This is a genomic window from Aliivibrio salmonicida LFI1238 (genome assembly GCF_000196495.1).
Classification (GTDB): Bacteria; Pseudomonadota; Gammaproteobacteria; order Enterobacterales; family Vibrionaceae; genus Aliivibrio; species Aliivibrio salmonicida.
The window spans coordinates 313,229-334,693 of sequence record NC_011313.1; the positions used below are offsets into that span (position 1 = coordinate 313,229).

The window sequence follows — 21,465 nt, forward strand, 5'->3', positions numbered from 1 at the left end:
CTATTGAATTGCGATAATAAGTAATTCAATAGCCACTTTTTTTACGCTTTAAATGTAAGTAATGAAATGTACTGCCATTTACCTCACATTCTATCGTAATTATTAACATTTTAAGTGGTGTTAAAATATATGACTTTTGGTCATTTTTATTTTATCGCGATCCTGCCGATAAACATAATTACAAGAAACATTAATTCGGCGTACGCACTCATGGATGAGTTATTAACATTATTTAAGGTTGTAAAACATCATGAGTTACAAAAATTTAGCAGTAAGAACCAAAATTGCCGTTGTATTTTCAGCAATTGGTTTAGTGATGATAGCGTTTGCTATTTTCTTGTTACAAGAATTGTAAAACGTAGAAGATACGGTAGTAAATTTTACGGACTCTACGGTACCAAGTTTACTTTCGGTTGAAGATATTAATTTTGAAATGAACACGCTACGTCGAAATCAATACGCAGCACTAACCTACCCTAAAAATCTACTTCCGGGACTGATTACTTCTCTAAAAGAACAAGAGAGAAATGTTGAGAAATTAATTGCGGCGTATGGCGCAACGGTTGTTAGCGATGGTGAACAAAGAGTTTTTGACCGCGTGAACAACAGCTGGAAAGCTTATATGGCTCCACTTGAACCTTTCCTTGCCCAAGTCAGTGCAGATAACAGAGCGGAAGCACAGAAGAGCTTACTAGGTTCATTCAAAGAGTTTCAAGATGTTGGTGTTGCAATGGACGGATTATTGAAATTAAACTTAACGTTTGTTACAGATAACCGCGTATCTATGATGGGAAGTATTGCGAATGTATCTACAATTACAAAAGTCTCTTTCTCTGCACTAATCGCCTTCATGATTTTTATTACGTTCTTCTTGGCTCGTCAAATCTGTCGTCCATTGAACCTTGTTGTAGAGCAATCAAAAGCAATTGCTTCTGGTGATTTAACATTCCAACTTCAACGTGATGAAATTGGAAATGATGAACTGGGTGCATTAGCCGATACGAATATTGAAATGCAAAACCAGTTACGCATACTTATTGAAGACACTATTTCTGCGGTAACTCAGCTTTCTGCAGCAGTAGAAGAAATGAGTGCGATTTCAGAGCAATCGTCTCGTGGCATGCAACAACAACAATCTGATATTACAACGGTAGCGGCTGCTATGGAGCAGATGAAAGCGACGGTTGCAGAAGTGGCAAATAACACAGAAACGGCGTCTACATCAGCATTAGAAGCATCGGAAGAAGCAAAACAAGGTAACCAAGACGTTCAATCAAATATCGAGCAGATTCAAATTGTATCTCGTGATATTGAACAAGCCGGTGAATTGGTTGAAGAGTTAGAGCGTGAATCAAACAACATCAGTGTTGTGGTTGAAGTGATCCGTGGAATTGCCGATCAAACGAACCTATTGGCATTAAACGCCGCAATTGAAGCCGCGCGTGCGGGTGAACAAGGGCGTGGTTTTGCTGTTGTTGCAGATGAAGTTCGTTCTCTTGCAGGTCGTACTCAAGCATCAACCAGTGAAATTGTCGATATCATTGAGAAGCTACAAGCAAGTGCTGCTCACGCGAAGATCGCAACGGATCAAAGCTGTTCTAAAATTCGTATCTGTGTAGAGCAAAGTGTTCAAACGGGTCAATCAATTCAAATGATTGAAGAAACCATGATGAAAGTTGCTGATACGGGTATTCAAATTGCAAGTGCATGTAGTGAACAAGATTCGGTAACCGAAGAGCTTGGTCGTAACATTCAAAGCATGAGTTTGTCTGCAAGTGAAGTGGCACTAGGTGCTGACCAAACCGCGCAATCAAGTGTTGAATTAGCGCAATTGGCGTCAACACTTCAACAATCATTGTCTCGTTTTAAAGTATAAGTAACACACTTGCTTTAACTATTCGATATAAAAAAAGGAGATCATGAGATCTAATGCCGATCATTTAAGGTAAATATGATCGGTTGACCGATCCTTTTTAGATGTCAAAATCCAAGTGTATTTTATGCACTTGGATTTTTTTATGGATGTTTCTCAAGCTCTAAACATAATCAATGACTGGAAACCTAGCAACGTAGAGACTCTCGCTGATTTACTTCCAATCCATCTGATTGATGAGGCTTATTCTCTCACTGATACGGTGACGATGAGGAAGCGAAAGCTTACTCTTGAATCAATGGTATGGTTACTTGTTGGTATGGCTATCTATAACAATAAATCCATGAAGGATTTAGTTAATCAGCTTGATATTGTAGACCGTACAGGTAAAGCTTTTGTCGCTCCTAGTGCCCTTACTCAGCGCCGAAAAAATCTAGGTGAAGCAGCAATGAAAGCAGTCTTTGAGCGAATGACAAGTTCCTGGCTTAAGAGTGCTAATCTTCCTAAATGGAATGGACTAACTCTCTTAGGCGTTGATGGTGTTGTATGGAGAGCACCTGATAACCAGAAAAATGAAGAGGCTTTTTCTCGCCAAAAAGGAACTCAATATCCACAGGTAAGAATGGTTTGCCAAATGGAGCTAAGCAGTCATCTTATTACAGCGAGCGCTTTCGATAATTACAATACAAATGAAATGATATTGGCAGAGAAGTTAATAGATAGTACACCTGACCATAGCGTAACTATGTTCGATAAGGGGTTCTATTCATTAGGATTACTACATAAATGGCAGATGACAGGCTCAGAGCGTCACTGGCTTATTCCCCTTAAAAAAAATACTCAATATGAAATAATTCGATCGCTAGGTCGTAATGACAAACTTGTTATTCTTCGGAGTAACCCAAGAGCAAGAAAACTGTTTTCTAATTTACCTGAAACGATGACTGCTCGTCTCGTGACTCGAAAAATTAAAGGAAAAGATTATCAAGTTCTGACGTCAATGATTGACCCATTACGTTACCCATTGAAAGATATAGTCGGTCTTTATGAGCATCGTTGGGAAATAGAATTGGGTTACCGAGAGCAGAAACAATACATGTTAGGAAATCGCTTAACACTACGAAGCCGTCTGCCTGAATTAGTGAAACAAGAACTATGGGGTATCTTGTTGACTTATAATTTAATTCGCTACCAAATGGTAGAGCTTTGCTTTAATTTAAAAGGAAATTATCTCCCTTATCAATTGAGTTTTAATGGGACACTTGCTCATGTATCTGCATTATTAGTTGGTTTACCATACTCAACGCCAGGAGCGATCCCTCGACAATTAAAAGGCTTCCACCAGATGGCTGAAAGCTTAATACTTGATAGGCGAAGGGAAAGAACATTCCCTCGAATGGTAAAACCAAGACCTCAACGATATGCCAGAAACAAGAATGCCATTCACCCTTAAGTGAACGGCATTAGATCATGAGATCTCCTTTTTATTGTTTGTCTCTTAGTGAACATCAGAGATAGGACGTAAAGTTATACTCTTTCTTTAATCGCTTTGATTAATACAGAGGTATCCATTCGGCCTAACCCTTGCTCTTGTAACCCTTGGTATTCTTTATCTACTTCTTCTGTTAGTGGGAGTGAAATACCGTGTGTCTTTGCTTCATCTAAGCAAATGCCTAAATCTTTTCTCATCCAATCAATCGCAAAACCAAAATCGAATTTATCTTGTGCCATTGTGCTTGCGCGATTTTCCATCTGCCATGAACCTGCCGCGCCGTGTTTCAGAGTATCAACCACTAAATCGATATCTAAATTGGCTTTTTCGGCAAGAATAAGGGCTTCACTTAACCCTTTCAATACGCCAGCAATACAGATTTGGTTTGCCATCTTACAACGTTGACCTTGGCCATTTTTACCCAGTAACGTCACTGATTTTGCAAAGCTTTGGATCACAGGTTTTGCGGTAGCGAAGGTATGTTCATCTCCCCCACACATTACCGTTAATGCTCCGTTTTCAGCGCCAGCTTGGCCACCAGAAACGGGAGCATCAATAAACGTATTGCCTTGTGCTTCGCAGGCTTTGGCTAATTCAACCGCTAGCGTTGCAGAGGTTGTGGTGTTATCGACTAAAATAGCGCCCAGTTTTAAGCCTGCTAATACGCCATCTTCGCCATAAATGACACTGCGAACATCGCCATCATTACCGACACAAACAAAAACGATGTCTGAGCCTTGAGAGGCTTCTCGTGGGGTCGCTGCTGATTGTCCTTGATAGTCTTCTGCCCACTGTTTTGCTTTTGCTTCAGTGCGGTTATAAACCGTGGTTGAGAAACCTGCATTTTTTAGATGGCGAGCCATTGGGTAGCCCATTACGCCTAAGCCAATGAAGCTAACATTGATCTGTTCCATTAATACTTTCTCCGTAGATTCTAAAACTGTTACTTTTTATTTTATTGCTTATAAGTAAGGGGATAATTCTTTTGCCATGAATTCAGCAATCCAAGGTTGAGCCTCTGGCGTTGGGTGTAAGCCGTCTTTCATTATCCACTCTGGCTTAATGATGACATGCTCTAAGAAAAAAGGAACCAAAGGAATGTCATGTTTTTCACTGATCTTAGGATAAAGTGAACCAAACGCTTGGCTATAACGTTTACCATAGTTAGGCGGTACTTGGATTTGCATTAATAACGGTTGGGCATTTGAGGCGTTAATCAGTTTAATTAATTGCTCTAGATTTGAATTAATTTTTTGTGGCGGAAAACCACGTAAGCCATCGTTTGCACCTAATTCAATTAATACGATATCAGGGCTATGTTGCGTTAATAACGCGGGAAGTCGATCTAATCCATTGCCCGTCGTATCGCCAGAGATACTGCCATTAATTACCGTCGTGTCTTTATTTAAAGTGGCTAATTGTGTTGGTAATAATGAAGGCCAACTTTGCTCAATCGGCATATTATAACCGGCGCTCAAGCTGTCGCCTAAAATCAATAACGTTTGGCTATAGGCGTTTTTAAAAGGCAGCAAAACGCTGGATATAAGTAAGAAAGAGAACGTAAAAAAACGGCGCATGGTCATCCTTGAAATAATGAAGGTGGATTGAGGTAACAATGAAAAAGTTAGCGACACTTTGCAACCTTTATTTAAGCGTAAAGCAAAGAAAAAGAATTTAGTAACATTTGGTTAAAGAAGTGTAAATGAGTTTGCTCACGGTCGAGTGCTTAGGTATACAATGCAAACATAGCATTCAAATAATAAAAATAGACTCAAAGGATATGAATATGACATCAGCAATTACTGTTAACGGCGTGAGTAAATCCGTTATTTCGAATGAGACCGAACTGACTATTTTAAATGACATTTCCTTTGATGTCCTTTCTGGCCAAAGTATTGCCATCGTGGGCACCTCAGGGGCAGGAAAATCGACATTAATGACCTTATTGGCTGGGCTTGATGTCCCAAGCTCTGGTGAAATTGAATTATTAGGCCAAAAGCTATCAACGTTAGACGATGAAGAACGTGCGAAAATTCGCAGTGAATCCATTGGTTTTGTTTTTCAAAGTTTTTTACTTATCCCTTCGTTAACCGCCCTTGAAAATGTCACGTTACCTGCGATTTTACGCGGTGAAGGGGAAGATATTATTAAAGCAAAACAGCTATTAGAATCTGTCGGGTTATCCGGTCGTGAAACCCATTTGCCTTCTCAGCTGTCTGGCGGTGAGCAGCAACGTGTAGCATTGGCTCGTGCGTTTATGACTCAGCCTCGTATTTTATTTGCTGATGAACCAACAGGAAACCTAGATCAACAAACGGCTGAGAATGTCATTGAGTTGTTGTTTGATATGAACCAGAAACACGGTACAACATTAGTCCTAATCACGCATGACTCTAAACTTGCAGAACGATGTGACCGAACATTAACGATTAATGCAGGTTGCATTAAGGAAGTGTCGTAATGGGAATAAATCAAGCGTCGCAGCAAGGAAAAAAATCAGGCAATAAAATGGTGTTACGCTGGAGTTGGCGTGAGATATGGCAAGGTCAGTTATGGCCGGTGATGGCGGTGTTAACCTTAATTGTGGCGTGTGTGGTTGCCTTGTCAGCCTTGGCTATTCGTGTCGAAAAAGTCATGACAGAACAAGGTCGTTCTATGATGGCGGCTGATTTAGTATTCAGCTCGGCTAACCCAACCCCCGAATTTATTTTGCAACAAGCGCATGACCAACATTTAGTTTTATCTTCTCAAGTGCGCTTTCAAACCATGGCATTCAGTGATACAGGAATGCAATTGGTCAGTGTAAAGGCCGTTGAAAGTAATTACCCACTTCGCGGTGAGCTTTTATTAAAGGGAGACAATCACCAAACGCACACAAAGGTACAACCCGGCGAGGTATGGATAGCGGATCGTCTGTTGTCATTGTTGGATCTAAAAATTGGAGACGTGATTGCTGTTGGGGATGCAGAATTGCCGATAAGTGGCGTGATTGAATCTGAACCTGAGTTAGCGTTTAACCCATTCAGAACCATGCCAAGTGTGTTTATTCATCAATCTGATTTAGACAAAACCGGCGCGATTCAACTTGGGAGTCGTGTGAAATATCGAACGCTATTTAAAGGGGACGACAGTGCGATTTCTTTATTGCAAAGTGATTATGAATTAGAGGCAGGAGAACGGTGGATAAGTGAAGAAACTCAAGGTCGAACCGCCGATTTAATGCAAAAAGCCAAGCAGTATTTATCGCTGACTATCTTGATGGTGATATTAATGGCATCGGTCACTTTGGTGTTAACGTGTCAGCATTACGCGACCAGTCGTGCCAATACCGTTGCCATGTTAAAAAGCATGGGCGCAAGTAAACAATGGTTGAAACGTTGGTTGCTAAGCCAAGTGGGGTTGATGTTCTTTACTGGTGTGGTGGCTGGCTCATTAATTGGTCTTGGCTTAGAATTATTATTACGTATTCCATTGACGGGGATCTTACCTGAGAACCTACCAAGCTACGGTTGGCAACCATTTGTATTTGGCTCTGTGGTCGCGTTATTTATTGGTTTACCTGCATTGGGTATCCCTTTATTACGTTTATTAGATACCCCTGCGATTGCGGTTCTTCAATCTCAAACAACCAATCGTTCTAAAAAGGGTTTATGGCTTGTTGCTGTTCCAATCGTTGCCTTTTTATTGATGTATGGCACTAACCGTTTAGTCTGGATGGTCTCTGTCGGTTTAGTGGTGTTGTTTATCTTACTTGCTGGCATTAGCTATGGTTTAGTGTATTTATTTGGTCGCTTTAAGTGGGGCCCTGCCATGACATTGGCGCTTAGTCGTATTAAGCGTTCGCCAAAAAATAGCATGATGCAATTGGCTGCGTTGTCTGGCTCGTTGATGCTAGTTGCGGTGATTTGGTTAGTAAGAACCGATTTATTGGGTGACTGGCAACAAACGCTTCCGCCAGATGCGCCAAACGTATTTGCGATGAACATTGCGCCTTATGAACAACAAGAGTATTTGCAAAAATTAGATAATGAAAAGTTAGATCGCTCAGAAGGCTACCCAATTGTTCGTGGTCGTCTTACTGACATTAACGGCGAAAGTACCAAAGAGAAAATGAAAGGGGAAGGGCAAGGCTCTGAAGCATTACGACGTGAGATAAACTTTACGTGGCGTGATGCGTTACCCATTCATAATGAAGTGACAGCGGGAGAATGGACGAGTTCTAATGGGGTTTCTGTAGAGCAAGATGTTGCCAATGACTTGAATATTCAAATTGGAGATACGTTAAGTTTCTCAGTGAATAGTCAGCCTTTCTCTGCGGTGGTTAATTCAATTCGAGTGGTGGATTGGCAGAGCATGAAACCGAACTTCTATTTTATCTTCACGCCGGATGTGATTGCCGATTTACCAGCCACTTGGTTGGTGAGCTTTAAAGTAGATGACAATGAAAATACGTTATTGAATCAACTGGCTCGTGATTACCCAACCGTGAGTTTATTGGATTTTAGAACCATGGGTGGAAAGATCCAAGCCATGCTCGCGCAAATTACGTGGTCGTTAAGTGTATTAGCCGGTTTAGGTGTGGTGAGTGGCGTGTTATTGATATTCACTTTGCTTCGTTTGAGTTTGTATCAGCGCCAACGTGAAATCACCCTTTATCGAACGCTTGGGGCAAGCCGTCAGCGCATTAGTCAGACGTTATGGAGTGAATACGGCGTAATGGCATTAGCCGCAGGTTTTGTTGCTGTGATGGGTGCTGAGGCGATTGTCTTTAGCTTAGTGAAGTGGGGCTTTAAACTGGAGCCAACATTGCACATAGGCATGTGGATTGTGCTGCCATTACTCGCCATGATGATTGTATTTATGAGTTTGGCTAGTGTGATTAAGCAGTTATTGAAGCCGTTAAAGTAATCCTCGATTAATGAAGTGATAATCATACGATGAAGGAAGAAGATTTCAAGATAACATAATCTTCTTTCTTTATCGTATATTTGCACTGATGTTATTAATCCATATAAATTAATAACAACGAGATAGCGATTAAATTATATTAACTCTTAATCTAAAGCTCGTTTAATAATTATTTGGTTTGGAAAGTGGTGTCTCATTTGGTTAATGGTATAAGGTGATGTACCTTGTTCAATATCACCAATAGGCGCTTCAGTGGCAATTTCAATCGTTAATCCAAATTCATGAGATCTTGCTTCGAATGCATCAAATACTTCTTTTTCTTGCTTGGTGAGCTTAGTTAGATCTTTGCCTTCTAGTTCTAGCATATGATCCAATAGCCATTTATCTTTTGGTGTGATTATGTTGTCCTCGATAAAAATATTACGTATGACTCTACGCCTTAAATTTCAAAATTAAAATATAAATTATCGTTGATGTTTAGGACATGGATCGTTTGTATATCAGATGGTTAAATCTAAAGAGGGTAAGGTTGCAAGAATGTTTTCTGAGACGTATATAAACATAATTTTTAGCCGTATTGTTATTAACTACGTTAATTTAAATGAGGATTTATCGTGTTTAAAATTCAGTGAATTAAAGATAAAGTAATAGTTGATATCATTTTAAACTAAGAGTAATCTCAAAAAATAGATATATCATAAAGACTGCTCTGTATTTATGACTCATTAGGAATGAAATAATAAAATGGAGTTATAAATGTTAATAGTAGTCTACACTATTTTTTACATAACAACATTTAAGGTATTATTATGAAAAAGAGAACTCTTTTATTTTCACTTATATTAGCGTGTACGTCTACCCTTGCATTGGCTAACGATCACGATGCTAATTATCAGGATGAATTTTCACAGCCTGTATATGGAATCAACACGGTTGAATCGGTATTAAATGCGAATGCAGTTATTGATGATACTCCGATTCTATTAACTGGCTACTTAGTTGAACCTTTAGGAAAAGAAGTGTATTTGTTTAAAGACAATACCGGTTCATTAAATGTAAAAATTGATAGTGATAAATTGTCAGGTTTACAAGTAAAACCAAGTGATAAAGTGACAATTAAAGGTGAAGTCAATAAAGAAGACAATTACATTATTTATGTCAATGATGTCATCATGACTGATAAAAATTAATCAATATTGATTGAAACATATTAATCCTGTGAGTATGAGAAGCAATACATTACACTGCGTGTCTCGTTTATTTAAAGGATTACTATGAGAACTCTATTTTTAACGCTAGCCCTGACTTTTTCTGCTGGTGTTGCTGCAAATATTACGACTGAATCAACAGAGATTATTGGTGCCAAACCAACATTGATAACCACGCCTGTTGATACTAAAGCAGCGATGAAAGACATGATGCTGGCATTTAAGCAAAGTGAAGATGCGAGTTCAATTGATGAAATGACTCAATCAGTAATGCGATTAGATGCGTTAATTGATTACTTGAAACAAGAGAACTTCTCACCAGAAAAACAAGAGTTATATCAAGAAGGGTTTAACAAATTGTCTGTTTCTGTTGATCGTGTCAAATCCGAACTTGCCGCAGGAAACCTAGAACAAGCAAAAGACACATTAAATCAAGTTGATGACTTACGATCTGAATATCACAAAAAACGTAATCCGAGTATTTGGAGTAAAATATTCGGCTAATGGATGTGCTTATCTTATCGTGAGAGCCATAAAAATGGAGCCAATTAGGCTCCATTTTTATTATTAACGGTTATACATCTTATCGAAATTCTTCTAATTTAAATTAACATAAAGCTTAGCCTTTATCTGATCGTTGTCTTTTAAGCAATCATGCTTTGTTCTTTGCTATATTTTAATCTTTTATGACAAGGATTATTCTTTAAACCCTAAATTACATACAAAATTAAAGGTTAAGAATGAATACGATTAAGACAGCGACAGTTGCTTCATGTTTTTCTGTGACAGCTAAAATTATAATTAACAACCTAATTGCATCAGGGACTAGCATTGTCGCCTTTGGACGTAAAGGTGATGAAGAGCGTGCGAAAGAAATGGAAGAGAAATATGGTGATAAAATAACTGTTCTTCTTGGTGACTTGTCAGATGAAGAAGAGAGTAAGCAACTTGTTACAGAAGCTACCGGTATTTTAGGAAAGATTGAAGTTCATTATCATTGCACAGGTATTTATACTTGGAGGCATTGGAAAGACATTGATGTTAAAGAAGTGGATTTATTATTCAATGCTAACTTTACAACCGCTTTTGTATTTGGTCGTGAAATTTTCAATGCAATGGAGAAAAGTGGTGGTGGATCTATTATGTTCGTTTCAGCTCGTGACACCATCCGTAACATTCCTGCAGGTTTCGGTCCTTACATGGCGTCTAAACTTGCTTTGAATGGCCTTGTTGAAAGTATGGCAGCAGAAGGTGTAGCTTCTAATATTAAAATAAATGCTATTCTTCCTACTATTATTAACACAGAAGTAAATCGAATCGCGATGCCTGACGCAGATTACTCTACATGGGTTGATCCGAGTGAGATGGCAGAACTAATGATTGAATTGACTCAACCATCGAAAACAAATTTAAGCGGATCACTTATCGCTTTTAATGGAAAAATGCATTAAGTAAGGTGAAAAATGATCAAACGTTTGCAGTATTTTAATACCATTGTTGAAACGGGAAATATGTCAGAGACAAGTCGTATATTTGATGTACAACCTTCTTCTATTTCTCGACAACTTGCAGTATTAGAGAATGATCTTGGGGTCCGGCTTATAAATAGAAATAGCCGCAATATTGCTCTGACAGAAGCTGGGCATCGCTTCTATAGTTACTCTAAGCAAATTATTTTAGATCTTGATGAAGCCAAGCGTGTGATTAATGATTTGCAACAAGTACCAAGTGGTATGCTTAATCTTAGTGTCACTGTAGGGTTTGGTGAAGCGGTGATTATCCCTTTACTGCCTAAATTTAAAGCCGCGTATCCTGATGTCGATTTAAGAGTTGAGATAACAGAAAGAATAGTTGATTTAATTGAAGAAAATACAGATGTCGTAATTCGAAGTGGAAATTTAACGGATTCTTCAATGATCGCAACTCAATTGGCTACTAATGACTTTATATTATGCGCAAGCCCTATGTATTTAAAAGAAAATGGAACCCCTTTAGCTATAGATGACTTGGTTAATTATCTTTGTATTAAATACGGTTATGCAGGCTGGGGTAATTGGTTTTTAAAAGGCGAAAAATTAGAAAAAATTGAAATCGAAAATTCAATAGAAGTTAATACTGTGAACGGACAAAAGCAACTGGTTTTAAACCATGGAGGGCTAGCTTTAATTCCGCATTGGGCTGTGAAAAATGAATTAGAAAACGGGGATCTTGTTCAAGTCATGCGAGACCATCATTTTTGTCCATATGGAAAGGATACCGCTGTTTATGCGATTTTTTTAAGACGGGAACTTATTTCGCCTAAAATTAGAGTTTTTCTGGATTTTTTAAAAGAAAACTTAAATTAAGATAGCGGTATTTATGAAAAATAAGCACAGATTAGAGCTGTAATCTGTGCTTTATATTTGGATAAAATTAACTGTTATACATCTTATCGAAATTCTTCTGATTCCAACCAACCATCACTTGATCACCAATTTTAAGAACAGGGATAGAACGAGCGCCCATGGCTTGTAATTCCTTACGTCCTCTTTGCATTTTCGCATTGGTTAATCGATAAGCAATTTTTTTAGAGTCAAGGTAGCGTTGTGCGTCTTTACAATGTGGGCATTTGTCTGCCACATATAAAACAATACGTTTCATCGGGATCTCTCCAATCAAATCTGGTTATAGAATTAGCGTAGCTTATACAAACAAGTAAGGGAATAACTTACGACGCTCTTCAGGGCTAAGAGCCTCAACACGAGCAATGTTTGTGTCTGGGATAGCTTCAGGATTTGGATAGTGTTTTAACACTTTTTCCATGCTTTCTTCACGAATAAGATGAAGGACAGGATAAGGAGAACGGTTCGTTAAATTCTCATCATCTTCTGGTGCAGCACCGCCAAAGCAATAATCAGGATGGAAAGTCGCAATTTGATAAGTGCCTTCCCAGTCTTGTTGTTTGAGTAGCGCATCAACCCAATCTAAGAAGAAATTGTAATCCATGAAATCTTGCAGCATGTTTGGAATAGCAACTAAGGTGGTCTCTAGCTCTTCTGCTGTTTTAGAATTTAAATTCATTAACTCTTGAAGTACGTCTTCAAGCAAAACTTCTTCCGTTGTCGCTTCAGAAACAAAGATTTTGATTTGTTTATTGCGATTTGGTTTCGCGGCAAAAGGGCAAAGATTTAGGCCGATAACGACATCTTCTAACCATTGTTGTACTTCTTGTTCTATTTTTTGAATATTCATGCTGACTTCATTTTTACTGTGCAATATTTTCGGCAAGAATAACAGATTATTGATGAGTTTAGAAACTACCAACAGATACATCAAACTCTGACATGGTAGTTAATTCTTGTTTTTGGTCATGGCGTTGTTGACCATTCTTGTCTGCGAAGACGATTAATACTATTATATAAATTTGAAATAGGGGGTTCCAAGGGATAACTGATTGAATAAACCCATTTCAAATTTCTCAGCGGTCATTGGTTTAGCGTAGAGGTAGCCTTGAACTAAATCGGCTTCTTCTTTGAGGATAAATTGTTCTTGTTCTCGGGTTTCTATACCTTCAACAACAACGTTTAAGTGCAGTTTTTTAGCAATATTTATCATCGCACAAACGATGTTTTGATCTTCAGTACTATAGGTAATGTTGGTAATGAAGCTTTTATCAATCTTTAAGGTATCAAATGGGTATTTTTTTAAGTATTGGAATGACGCATAACCGGTACCGAAATCATCGAGCGCAATGGAAACGCCAAGATCATGCAATCGATTTAAGGTCGTGATAGCTAAATCTTCATCTGCAATTAAACTGCTTTCGGTGACTTCTAATTCCAGATTACGGGGTGATAATTGGTATACATTCAGCAGTTGTTCAATGTGTTCGACTAAATAAGGGTCTTTTAATTGAACGGCTGAGACATTAACCGCAGTAATAAACGCAGGACAATGGGCAACCCATTCACTTGTTTGTTGAATCGCATTTCGTAATGCAAAGTTGCCTAATTCATAAATTAAGCCGTTACGTTCAGCGATTTGAATTAAAACATCGTTTGATATAGCGCCTAAACGTGGGTGGTTCCAACGTAATAAGGCTTCGCATCCTAACCATTTTTTAGTTATTGGGCATACTTTTGGCTGATAGTTTAAAAAGAGATCGTTATTGCGTACGGCTTCAAGTAAGTAACTTTCGATTTGATGTTCAGATAAGCTCGATTTTATTGGCAAAGACACATCTGAAATCGTGAATGTTTTTCCCATGCTTTGGCATTCAACCATGGTGTCGTGCGCATATTGTAATAAATCGGTACGAGGCACGCCGTCTTTTGAATGAATAGCACCAACGTAACTCTGTAAATGAATCGATTTATCATTGATGTAGTAATTCGATTGCCCAATTTCAGACAAGTGCTGACAAAATTTAGGTAGCTTACTTTTATCAGCGTGAATGACTAATAGAATATCGGTAGCAGTGAGACGACCAGTGATCGATGTGTCTGTTATTTTTGTTATTCTTGAACGGTACTCTGTGAGTAGTCGATCCAAAGCTTGATGCCCATGAGTTTGTTGGATCAATAAACCATTGGCAAAATGAATGTGTAATAAAACAAAATTCTTTTCTTGCTTCAGTAGGTTATCCATATGCTGATAAAGTGCAATTTGATTTAAAAACCCAGTGCCTAAATCATGATTTTGATGATATTCCACTTTTTGTTCTGCGGCTCTTCGACAATCAACTTCATTGGCTAATTGAATATTGAGATCATTAAGGTGCTGAGTCGCGATGGTGATCTCTTGTTGTAATGCATTATGACTAATCAATAATTCGGCATGTTGAAAGAGTGTACTTAATTGCGCTTCAATGGATTGTTGATAGGTTTTTAGTAATGCTTGATACGTTGGAGAGTAATCATTTTCTTTATTGTCTAGAATGCAAATGGTGCCAAAAGGGGTGTTATCTGGCCAATAAAGAGGAAGGCCGCAGTAAGCGATCATATTAAGAGCAATATCAGGATTTGTATCCCAATTAGGATCAGTTAAGGCATTTGCAATGAATAGCTGTTGGCGTTCTTTGATGATTTTTTCGCAATACAGGCCTTGGCCAAGCGCTTCATGATGACCGACTTTATAAGGATTATCAGTATTATCACTGGCAGCAAATACTTCGATGGTATTTTCGTGAGTTTGCATAATAAGGGCAGCAGGTACATGAACTAAATTTGCTAATAAATTCAACATATTTTGCCACTCTTTCTGCATACGTTCAGGGATCGCAATAGAAGCAGAAAGTGATGTTGTCATGTCGTTCTCCGAGGCCTTATTATCAATTAGTGTATTGCAGTATTTTAAATATAATAACAGCCTCAGGTGCTTTTATTTTGTCTAATTTTTAAGAATAAGAACTAAACTGCTTTTAAATTATAAGCTTATTAATAGTAAGGTTATATGGTGTTATTGGCCTCTAGCAAATAACATGACTTTTATAGTCATAAGAAGAATGTAACTGTCTGATTTTATCCAGCTTGAGATAGAACGGAGTGACAGTGCGTAACTGTGGTCAAACCCAACCTTAGATCGTACGTCTTCAATACTGGTGTCATAACCTTGGTTTACTTGCGCTAAACCAGTAATGCCAGGTAGAACGCCATAGGTTCGTTCACTAAAATAAGGGATCTCATGTTCTAGTTTATTATAGAAGGTTGGTCGCTCAGGTCTTGGTCCAACAAGAGACATATCACCATTTAAAACATTAAAAAATTGAGGTAACTCATCAAGACGTGTTTTTCGCAAAAATCGTCCAACGAGCGTCACGCGAGTGTCTCCTTTCACGGCTAATGTTGCGCCAGTGCTCACTTCCGCATCTTCTACCATACTTCTAAATTTTATCATTTCAAATACGTAAATTTGTTCTGGCATTGCCTTTCCCACGCGAAGTTGGCGATAAAATACAGGGCCTTTAGAGTTAACCTTAATGGCAATGGCAATCAATGGAAATAAAGGCAAAGTAATGAGCAAACCAATAAGAGATAGGCATACGTCAAAAGCCCGTTTTGCTTTAATGGTTGGTTGGTTAATTGTGTAATATGAATTTATCATCTTGATATCCCGTTCATTTATTTATGCACACGAGACCAAGGGCCACGTTGTTTATTGAATACATAAGTCAGCCCACCAATTAAATTGGCGGCGTGTCCAGCGACAAGGTAAGCCACTGTTTGGCAATATTTATGAGAGAATAAAGAAGGGAAAGACAGGCTAACGATACCCAAACTATAGCCCAGTGTCTGCGCAATAAACGCAGCCATAAAAATGGGGTTGTGAATAAGAAATACCGAGCCAATATAGGCCATTATCATGAAGTATGGCATGGTGATTCGTAACCCTTTTCCTGATATAAAAGTAAAGGCAATGCCTTTGTATTTAGGATTAAAGAGAGGGAATAAGCGTAATAACTGTTGAAGATTACCTGCTGAAATTCGTAAGCGGCGAGAAAAATCCTCTTCTTGCAACGCGTGCTCAAGTTCCAAAGCATAGATTTTTGGTTCGTAGATGGCTTTGTACCCTTTTTCTACAATCTTCATCGGTAAAATAAAATCATCGTTGATCGTATCTTCACTTAATGGGGTGAATAAGTCGGTTCTAAATAGATAAAAAGCACCATGAGATCCTAAACTTGCTCCAAAGGTGGCTTCTTTTTGCTTGATGCTGGTTTGATATTCCCAATACTTTTTCTCACCTTCTGAGCTTGGGTCTAATAGTTTGTATGTTGGATTAACGACCCCTACGGTATGATCTTCAAAGTGGGCGGCGGCAATAAGCAGTGCATCGTATGAGATAAGCGCAGAAACATCACTCAACGCCACAAGATCGCTTTTGCATTGTGGAATAACATCATTAAGTAGCATTACCTTTCCTCTGTTTTCTTTAAAGGCAAAGACTTCAATGTGAATGTCGGAGCAAATGGCTTCTTGTAAGGTGTTGTAGGCAATATTTACGGTATCGTCGGTACACCCATCACAAGCAATGATGATAGTGAGTTTATTTGACGGGTAATCTAAGCACGTCAAATTGCGAATCTTATCTGCTATCCATAATTCTTCATTATAAGCAGGCAAGATAATCGTAATACTTGGTAAATATCGATCTTTTTTTGATGATACAAAATGACGATGGTTTGTTTTTGTTGCTTTTTGAGGATGATATTTAGCAAACAAAGTTAAAATAATTGGATACAAAGCATGGTGGTAAATGACCATGAAAATACTGACAGAGGTTACTGCAATAATGAAATTATTCATATCGTTACTCCTTGAAAGTAAAGGTTTTCATACGCTGTTGCCATACTGCCTGCATGATTGTTTTTTAGTATGAAATCACGAGGAGAGCCGGTTTCTTTTTGATAAGCGAGCGCCTGTATTCCTTGCGCTAAGGTAATGGCATCATTATTGGCGACTAATAAACTGTACGTTGGGCACAAGGTTTCACTCACACCACCGACATCATTGGCAATACAAGGAACACCGCATGATTGAGCCTCTAAGGTTGAAAGTGGAAAGCCTTCGTTGTTTGATGGCAAGCAAAATACATCAAGTGCTTGATAAAACGTCGGCATATGGTCGATATGCCCAAGAAAGTGCACTCGTTTCTCAAGATGATATTCGGCAACAAGTCGTTGCAGGTATTCTTTTTCTGACCCCGACCCTGCCAATAACAAATGATATTTTGAATCAAGAAAGCGAAACGCTTCGATCAGTTTGTCTTGGCCTTTTACCATTTCAAGCCGTGCGGCATTACCAATAATAATGCTTTCTTCTGGTAAGTTTAGACGCAAGGTTTGATGCGCATTTTGTCGATGACCTGATTGAAACTTCGACGTATCGATGCCATTTTTAATGGTGTAAATAGGGTACTTATTAAAAATTAGGGACAATGTTTTTTTCACAAAATGTGCATCAGCAACGAGTTTTGGTTCTGAAATAGAAAGAGCAAGACGTTGTAAATAACGATGCTTTTTATTATTAAGGTGCCATGCATCATGTTCAGTATGAATATGTTCGGCTTTGCCATACCATTTTACGGCACAGCCAGCGTATAAGAGTGGGCCGATATGGTGTGAATGCACGATATTTGCTTGATGCTCTTTGAATATTGAAATCAATTTCTTAATGGTACTTGTTTGAAAACCACTGGGTTTATCAAGAAAAATAAGCTGTTCTTGATAGTGTGACAGTCGTGGCCAACGTTGAATAGACTCTGTGAGTGTGCCTTCTAAACTGACTAATACGATTTTATGCTCGGGATTGGTAAAAGCCAACATATCTAGCACCATAGTTTCTAGGCCGCCAGGGGAAAGATGTTGAACAACATGAATGATAGTTTTCATAGCGCACTCCTTTTGTGTCTAACCTAGATATTGCAGAGTTTGTGCCAGTTATTAAATTCTTATTATTCAGGTGGTTATAATTCCATGTTTTGTTTTTCTCAAAATGAGAATGAATTTGAAAGTACGATTAACTAGAAAATGGAGATGAAGAACAATAAGGATCTGATGTCGTTTTTTTATCTGATAAGGGAGAAAATAACGTACTTGATTGGGGCGGAATACGGCTGAGTAAAGGCGCTGAATGTAACGCCATTAATTCATCTTTTCTTCGTATCGTGGTGTCGCACAGTTCCGCAATAACGGCCAAACCACTGCCTATTCCCACACCGCCAAAGATACCAGCAATGATAAACAGAACCGTGGGCAAATTAGAAGGGCTATTAGGAGTGTAAGGCCTATCAATAATTTTCACTCGTTTGTCTTGTTCAAAGATACCCAGTGAGCTGGTTAATTTTGCCATCTCAAATCGTTCGACTAAATCTGTATACAATTGACGTTTTAAGGCCAAATCACGTTGTAATTGATATAGTTCTTGTTCATTCCTGCCAAAATTAGAGGCTTGTTTTTCAAGCTCTTTTATCATGCTATCTAACACGTTGGTCTCTTCGGTTAATGCATCCACTTTACTGGTGGCTTGTTGCAGTTCTTCTAGCTGTGATAACAAAATAGGAGGGGCTTTAGATAAATCATCAACACTGCTACTGCTCGCGATATCCCATAATTGTTCGCTACTCAATCCTGGTTGGGTTTGAGACAGTAAACGAGTTCGCTCTTCTTCTAATCGATTAAGGTTTCTTAATTTACCTTGTACTTTACTGTGTTGAGAGGTGTATTTCGCTTGAAGCAGGGTTAGCTCCCCACGAATACGGATGATTTGTTCTTCTAATTTACCAATGACAGGGTTGGTTTTTGATAGTTGTAAATCAATCGAGCCTAAGCGTTTCTTTGCCCCTGCTAATTCGGCTTGTCGCTCGTAAAGGCGTTGTTTTAGTTTGGTTAATCTATCTAGACTCGTGATTTGCATTTCCGGTAAAGTGGTGTCCTCACGGCTTTTAAATTCAGCGAGTTTTGATTCTGAAATATCCAATTCTTGACGGCGAAAATCGATATTTTCAGATAAAAATTGGCTTGAATCTTTCATTGATGAACGTTCTGGCGCAAGTAATTGCTCGGTGAAATGACGACTGACGGCTTCAAGTGTCTCTTTCATGCCTTCTTGTTTATTTGAACTGTAGTCTATACGAATCAAATCCTTACCTGCCATGGTGACCGATAAGCTATTAGATAACTGAGCCACCGCATTATCCATGGCTTGAGGTGACATCGACTCATGTACGTAACCTCTTTCTTGTGCCACTAACCCTAAAATATGTCGACTGTGAAGTAAGGTTTGTAAGGCGCTTAATCGTTCTTTTAACATGGTCGAAACCGCTAAGTCTTCTAGAAATGGGTTCATTTTGGCCGTTTCTTGAATCAACATACTGGTATGAGATTCATAATATTTAGGGGCTAATTTCGCAATGGTTAACCCTATTAATGGAACTAATATAATAGGGATAACAATAAGGTAGCGTCGGCGCCATGCTCCCTCAAGAAGAATTAAAAATTGCTGACTTAATGTGATCATAATGCCTCCAACCATGCATCTAGTTGCATCGCTCTTGCTTGCCATGTGTGATTTTTTATTAATGCAGCTTGCTGCTCTTTTCTACGTCGAGCATCAAGAGAGGTGATGTTGTTATTCTCTTCTTTCCATTGCAGCTTGATGGTATGCAGTTGCTGAGAGAATTCATTGACTGAATTTACAGTGTGAATTGTCGATTTATAAGGGGCTAGCGCAGGAAAAGGGGTGCTGATAATCGGCGTTCCTGTCGCTAAATACTCAAGTAATTTTAAAGGATTACAGGCTCTAATTTGTTCATTATCGACAAAAGGTAATAGACTTACTTGCCAGTGTTGGCTATAACGAGATAATTGATGATGAGGCTTTGTTCCTAATAAACTCAGATTGTTATGGTCATCAAAAGGATTAAATCCTAACTCATTTTGACCAATGAAAACAAAATGCCAATCTGGATTTTTTGCAATCACTTGGTTAAGTAAATCATAATCTAACCAGTGCGATAAACTGCCATAAAAACCAGCGATTGGTTTGCCATCATTAAATAGATCATTTGCTCGTGGTGTTGTTTGATGGAATAAAGTGTAATCGACACCATGAGGCAGATATTGTGTTTTTTCTTGTGGGAATTTGGCAAATAAAGCCTCGCTTGCGACTAAAATGAGATCGGCTTTTTTTACCAATTTATTTTCGTGTTTAAGTACGACGTCATGATCAACACCGGCAAGGGCTGAGAAATCATCACCACAATAGTAAACCACTTGTGTTTCATTTAATGACCCGCAGAGATCGGCAACGGTAGGTAATGAAGTCCATAATATAGGTTGATGTAAATTCGCTTTTTTAAGGATTGGTTTTAATTGTTTGGTTATTAAGCGTTTTGCTATCCAACGAGCAATAGATCCTTTTGGTGCCGGGATCGTTTTTAGATTCACCGTTTTAAAAGGAGCGATATCAGTATCACCATTGATTTCTACTGTTGCTTGAGTGATCTTTTTCCAGACACGTTTTATATCATGAATAGAGCACTTAGGCTGACGTAAGCCAATCGAATTGACCCAAATTATTTGTCGATTATAAGACAGCTGTTTGATTAAATGTTGGGTGCTAGAAGGTAAACCACCCCAATCTTCGCCGAAAACAATCAGATCATGCTTCATAACGAATGTCCTCTTTGATTGTTTTTGAGCTTGTAATGTCTAACGGCTTGATGACTTTGGCTGGGTTTCCACCGGCTAATACAAAGGGCGGTAAGCTTTTGGTTACGACACTGCCTGAGGCGACAATGGTGCCTTCACCGACAGTGACATTGCCAATGATACTAACGCGAGATCCCAACCATACGTCTTTTTCTAAAATAATATCGCCCACTTGGCTGTCTAAATCCGCTTTCCCTAAAGCGCGTTCTGTTGGGTCGATAGGGTGGCCTGGGTAACCACACAGAAAGCCTTGCCCTGCGATACGAACATTATCGGCAATCACTATTTTATTGCCGACAGCAATTGTGGTTTGCCAGCATATATCGACATTGTTCCCTACCGTTAGAGTGGGGTTTGGTGAGTCAGTGCGGCCGCTAAACGTGGTTTGTCCTGAAATCCGACAATCATCACCAATGGTCATCGTCAGAGGGCCACTAAAAAAAGGAAGACCGCCATACAATAGAGTTCTTTTCCCATGTTTATGTAAACGTCCTTTAAACGCCGGCACATAAAAAATGAGGTGAGTTAATGCCTGCCATTGAGTTGTGATGGTTTTGTGCACGCCATAAAAAAGAACGTTAATGAGACGAGGGGTAGGCAGTTCGAAGTAACGAATGGATTTGGCCACTCTAAATAAGCGAGATGCAAGTGGGCTTTCACCTTCTTTTAACCATTGTTTGAATCGATAAACAGATAATGTGCTCATAGTGACATTCCTTTTTTAGTAACTCATACAATGAGTACTTCACGGATTGTGCCAATTATTTTATCTTTGTTTATCAATGGGATATTTTTA

Annotated in this window: 20 protein-coding genes; 8 read left to right on the top strand and 12 right to left on the bottom strand. The window is 38.7% G+C overall.

The features are described from left to right. The first annotated feature begins 433 nt into the window (after nucleotides 1–433). Nucleotides 434–1,876, top strand: coding sequence for a methyl-accepting chemotaxis protein (locus VSAL_RS17570; RefSeq protein ID WP_407921299.1), 1,443 nt, complete (start codon nucleotides 434–436; stop codon nucleotides 1,874–1,876). A 142-nt stretch (nucleotides 1,877–2,018) separates the two neighbouring features. Then, a complete protein-coding gene (locus tag VSAL_RS17575) occupies nucleotides 2,019–3,326 on the top strand; it encodes an IS4 family transposase (protein ID WP_012549425.1) in 1,308 nt (435 codons plus the stop codon). A 74-nt stretch (nucleotides 3,327–3,400) separates the two neighbouring features. Here VSAL_RS17575 and VSAL_RS17580 read toward each other — a convergent pair whose 3' ends face one another. Together VSAL_RS17580 and tesA are read right to left on the bottom strand one after the other, a co-directional pair. After that, on the bottom strand, nucleotides 3,401–4,279 hold the full coding sequence (locus tag VSAL_RS17580) for an NAD(P)-dependent oxidoreductase (RefSeq protein WP_012551644.1): 879 nt from the start codon (nucleotides 4,277–4,279) through the stop codon (nucleotides 3,401–3,403). 48 nt (nucleotides 4,280–4,327) lie between these two features. Beyond that, on the bottom strand, nucleotides 4,328–4,942 hold the full coding sequence (tesA, locus tag VSAL_RS17585; protein WP_044583543.1) for a multifunctional acyl-CoA thioesterase I/protease I/lysophospholipase L1: 615 nt from the start codon (nucleotides 4,940–4,942) through the stop codon (nucleotides 4,328–4,330). A 209-nt stretch (nucleotides 4,943–5,151) separates the two neighbouring features. Here tesA and VSAL_RS17590 point away from each other — a divergent pair, with 209 nt between their 5' ends. Both VSAL_RS17590 and VSAL_RS17595 read left to right on the top strand, forming a co-directional pair. Further along, complete coding sequence (locus VSAL_RS17590; protein WP_012551646.1) at nucleotides 5,152–5,826, top strand: ABC transporter ATP-binding protein; 675 nt, start codon at nucleotides 5,152–5,154, stop codon at nucleotides 5,824–5,826. After that, a complete protein-coding gene (locus tag VSAL_RS17595; RefSeq protein WP_012551647.1) occupies nucleotides 5,826–8,273 on the top strand; it encodes an ABC transporter permease in 2,448 nt (815 codons plus the stop codon). Before VSAL_RS17590 ends, VSAL_RS17595 begins: the two co-directional genes overlap by 1 nt. A gap of 146 nt (nucleotides 8,274–8,419) precedes the next feature. Here the strand turns inward: VSAL_RS17595 and VSAL_RS17600 are convergent, their stop codons facing one another. Then, a complete protein-coding gene (locus tag VSAL_RS17600; RefSeq protein WP_044583544.1) occupies nucleotides 8,420–8,638 on the bottom strand; it encodes a hypothetical protein in 219 nt (72 codons plus the stop codon). Nucleotides 8,639–9,082: 444 nt separating this feature from the next. Here VSAL_RS17600 and VSAL_RS17605 point away from each other — a divergent pair, with 444 nt between their 5' ends. From VSAL_RS17605 to VSAL_RS17620, 4 genes are all read left to right on the top strand, one after another. Then, nucleotides 9,083–9,463: a YgiW/YdeI family stress tolerance OB fold protein gene (locus VSAL_RS17605; RefSeq protein WP_012551648.1), complete on the top strand. Its 381-nt coding sequence runs from the start codon at nucleotides 9,083–9,085 to the stop codon at nucleotides 9,461–9,463. Nucleotides 9,464–9,547: 84 nt separating this feature from the next. Continuing rightward, entirely contained in the window at nucleotides 9,548–9,985 is a 438-nt protein-coding gene (locus VSAL_RS17610) for a cytochrome b562 (RefSeq protein ID WP_012551649.1), read from the top strand. Nucleotides 9,986–10,221: 236 nt separating this feature from the next. Next, the gene (locus VSAL_RS17615) at nucleotides 10,222–10,932 is read left to right on the top strand and encodes an SDR family oxidoreductase (RefSeq protein WP_012551650.1); all 711 of its coding nucleotides are present in this window, start codon (nucleotides 10,222–10,224) and stop codon (nucleotides 10,930–10,932) included. A 12-nt stretch (nucleotides 10,933–10,944) separates the two neighbouring features. Then, nucleotides 10,945–11,826 carry a LysR family transcriptional regulator gene (locus VSAL_RS17620; RefSeq protein WP_012551651.1) on the top strand — a complete coding sequence of 294 codons (882 nt, stop codon included), beginning with the start codon at nucleotides 10,945–10,947 and terminating at the stop codon, nucleotides 11,824–11,826. Nucleotides 11,827–11,893: 67 nt separating this feature from the next. Here VSAL_RS17620 and VSAL_RS17625 read toward each other — a convergent pair whose 3' ends face one another. From VSAL_RS17625 to VSAL_RS17665, 9 genes are all read right to left on the bottom strand, one after another. Beyond that, nucleotides 11,894–12,121, bottom strand: a complete 228-nt coding sequence (locus VSAL_RS17625; protein ID WP_012551652.1) for a glutaredoxin family protein — start codon at nucleotides 12,119–12,121, stop codon at nucleotides 11,894–11,896. Nucleotides 12,122–12,163: 42 nt separating this feature from the next. Then, nucleotides 12,164–12,712 (bottom strand): DUF1415 domain-containing protein, encoded by a 549-nt coding sequence (locus tag VSAL_RS17630; protein ID WP_012551653.1) that lies wholly within the window; start codon nucleotides 12,710–12,712, stop codon nucleotides 12,164–12,166. Between the two features lie 162 nt (nucleotides 12,713–12,874). Further along, nucleotides 12,875–14,767: a sensor domain-containing phosphodiesterase gene (locus VSAL_RS17635; protein ID WP_012551654.1), complete on the bottom strand. Its 1,893-nt coding sequence runs from the start codon at nucleotides 14,765–14,767 to the stop codon at nucleotides 12,875–12,877. Nucleotides 14,768–14,917: 150 nt separating this feature from the next. Next, nucleotides 14,918–15,562 (bottom strand): sugar transferase, encoded by a 645-nt coding sequence (locus tag VSAL_RS17640; protein WP_012551655.1) that lies wholly within the window; start codon nucleotides 15,560–15,562, stop codon nucleotides 14,918–14,920. 17 nt (nucleotides 15,563–15,579) lie between these two features. Next, the gene (locus VSAL_RS17645) at nucleotides 15,580–16,764 is read right to left on the bottom strand and encodes a glycosyltransferase family 2 protein (RefSeq protein WP_012551656.1); all 1,185 of its coding nucleotides are present in this window, start codon (nucleotides 16,762–16,764) and stop codon (nucleotides 15,580–15,582) included. Then, nucleotides 16,761–17,849, bottom strand: coding sequence for a glycosyltransferase (locus VSAL_RS17650; RefSeq protein ID WP_012551657.1), 1,089 nt, complete (start codon nucleotides 17,847–17,849; stop codon nucleotides 16,761–16,763). The genes VSAL_RS17645 and VSAL_RS17650 overlap by 4 nt, the downstream gene beginning before the upstream one ends. A gap of 127 nt (nucleotides 17,850–17,976) precedes the next feature. After that, nucleotides 17,977–19,476, bottom strand: a complete 1,500-nt coding sequence (locus VSAL_RS17655) for a GumC family protein (protein ID WP_012551658.1) — start codon at nucleotides 19,474–19,476, stop codon at nucleotides 17,977–17,979. Then, nucleotides 19,473–20,630 carry a glycosyltransferase family protein gene (locus tag VSAL_RS17660; protein WP_012551659.1) on the bottom strand — a complete coding sequence of 386 codons (1,158 nt, stop codon included), beginning with the start codon at nucleotides 20,628–20,630 and terminating at the stop codon, nucleotides 19,473–19,475. Before VSAL_RS17660 ends, VSAL_RS17655 begins: the two co-directional genes overlap by 4 nt. Next, entirely contained in the window at nucleotides 20,620–21,375 is a 756-nt protein-coding gene (locus VSAL_RS17665; RefSeq protein ID WP_012551660.1) for an acyltransferase, read from the bottom strand. The genes VSAL_RS17660 and VSAL_RS17665 overlap by 11 nt, the downstream gene beginning before the upstream one ends. Nucleotides 21,376–21,465 lie beyond the last annotated feature (90 nt).

Excerpts from the sequence above, each read along its gene's own strand:
- VSAL_RS17580 (WP_012551644.1), bottom strand. The coding sequence starts at position 4,279 with ATGGAACAGATCAATGTTAGCTTCATTGGCTTAGGCGTAATGGGCTAC.
- VSAL_RS17625 (WP_012551652.1), bottom strand. The coding sequence starts at position 12,121 with ATGAAACGTATTGTTTTATATGTGGCAGACAAATGCCCACATTGTAAA.
- VSAL_RS17590 (WP_012551646.1), top strand. The coding sequence starts at position 5,152 with ATGACATCAGCAATTACTGTTAACGGCGTGAGTAAATCCGTTATTTCG.
- VSAL_RS17615 (WP_012551650.1), top strand. The coding sequence starts at position 10,222 with ATGAATACGATTAAGACAGCGACAGTTGCTTCATGTTTTTCTGTGACA.
- VSAL_RS17620 (WP_012551651.1), top strand. The coding sequence starts at position 10,945 with ATGATCAAACGTTTGCAGTATTTTAATACCATTGTTGAAACGGGAAAT.
- VSAL_RS17640 (WP_012551655.1), bottom strand. The coding sequence starts at position 15,562 with ATGATAAATTCATATTACACAATTAACCAACCAACCATTAAAGCAAAA.
- tesA (WP_044583543.1), bottom strand. The coding sequence starts at position 4,942 with ATGCGCCGTTTTTTTACGTTCTCTTTCTTACTTATATCCAGCGTTTTG.
- VSAL_RS17595 (WP_012551647.1), top strand. The coding sequence starts at position 5,826 with ATGGGAATAAATCAAGCGTCGCAGCAAGGAAAAAAATCAGGCAATAAA.
- VSAL_RS17665 (WP_012551660.1), bottom strand. The coding sequence starts at position 21,375 with ATGAGCACATTATCTGTTTATCGATTCAAACAATGGTTAAAAGAAGGT.
- VSAL_RS17600 (WP_044583544.1), bottom strand. The coding sequence starts at position 8,638 with ATGCTAGAACTAGAAGGCAAAGATCTAACTAAGCTCACCAAGCAAGAA.
- VSAL_RS17570 (WP_407921299.1), top strand. The coding sequence starts at position 434 with ATGAACACGCTACGTCGAAATCAATACGCAGCACTAACCTACCCTAAA.
- VSAL_RS17645 (WP_012551656.1), bottom strand. The coding sequence starts at position 16,764 with ATGAATAATTTCATTATTGCAGTAACCTCTGTCAGTATTTTCATGGTC.
- VSAL_RS17575 (WP_012549425.1), top strand. The coding sequence starts at position 2,019 with ATGGATGTTTCTCAAGCTCTAAACATAATCAATGACTGGAAACCTAGC.
- VSAL_RS17635 (WP_012551654.1), bottom strand. The coding sequence starts at position 14,767 with ATGACAACATCACTTTCTGCTTCTATTGCGATCCCTGAACGTATGCAG.
- VSAL_RS17605 (WP_012551648.1), top strand. The coding sequence starts at position 9,083 with ATGAAAAAGAGAACTCTTTTATTTTCACTTATATTAGCGTGTACGTCT.
- VSAL_RS17630 (WP_012551653.1), bottom strand. The coding sequence starts at position 12,712 with ATGAATATTCAAAAAATAGAACAAGAAGTACAACAATGGTTAGAAGAT.
- VSAL_RS17650 (WP_012551657.1), bottom strand. The coding sequence starts at position 17,849 with ATGAAAACTATCATTCATGTTGTTCAACATCTTTCCCCTGGCGGCCTA.
- VSAL_RS17655 (WP_012551658.1), bottom strand. The coding sequence starts at position 19,476 with ATGATCACATTAAGTCAGCAATTTTTAATTCTTCTTGAGGGAGCATGG.
- VSAL_RS17660 (WP_012551659.1), bottom strand. The coding sequence starts at position 20,630 with ATGAAGCATGATCTGATTGTTTTCGGCGAAGATTGGGGTGGTTTACCT.
- VSAL_RS17610 (WP_012551649.1), top strand. The coding sequence starts at position 9,548 with ATGAGAACTCTATTTTTAACGCTAGCCCTGACTTTTTCTGCTGGTGTT.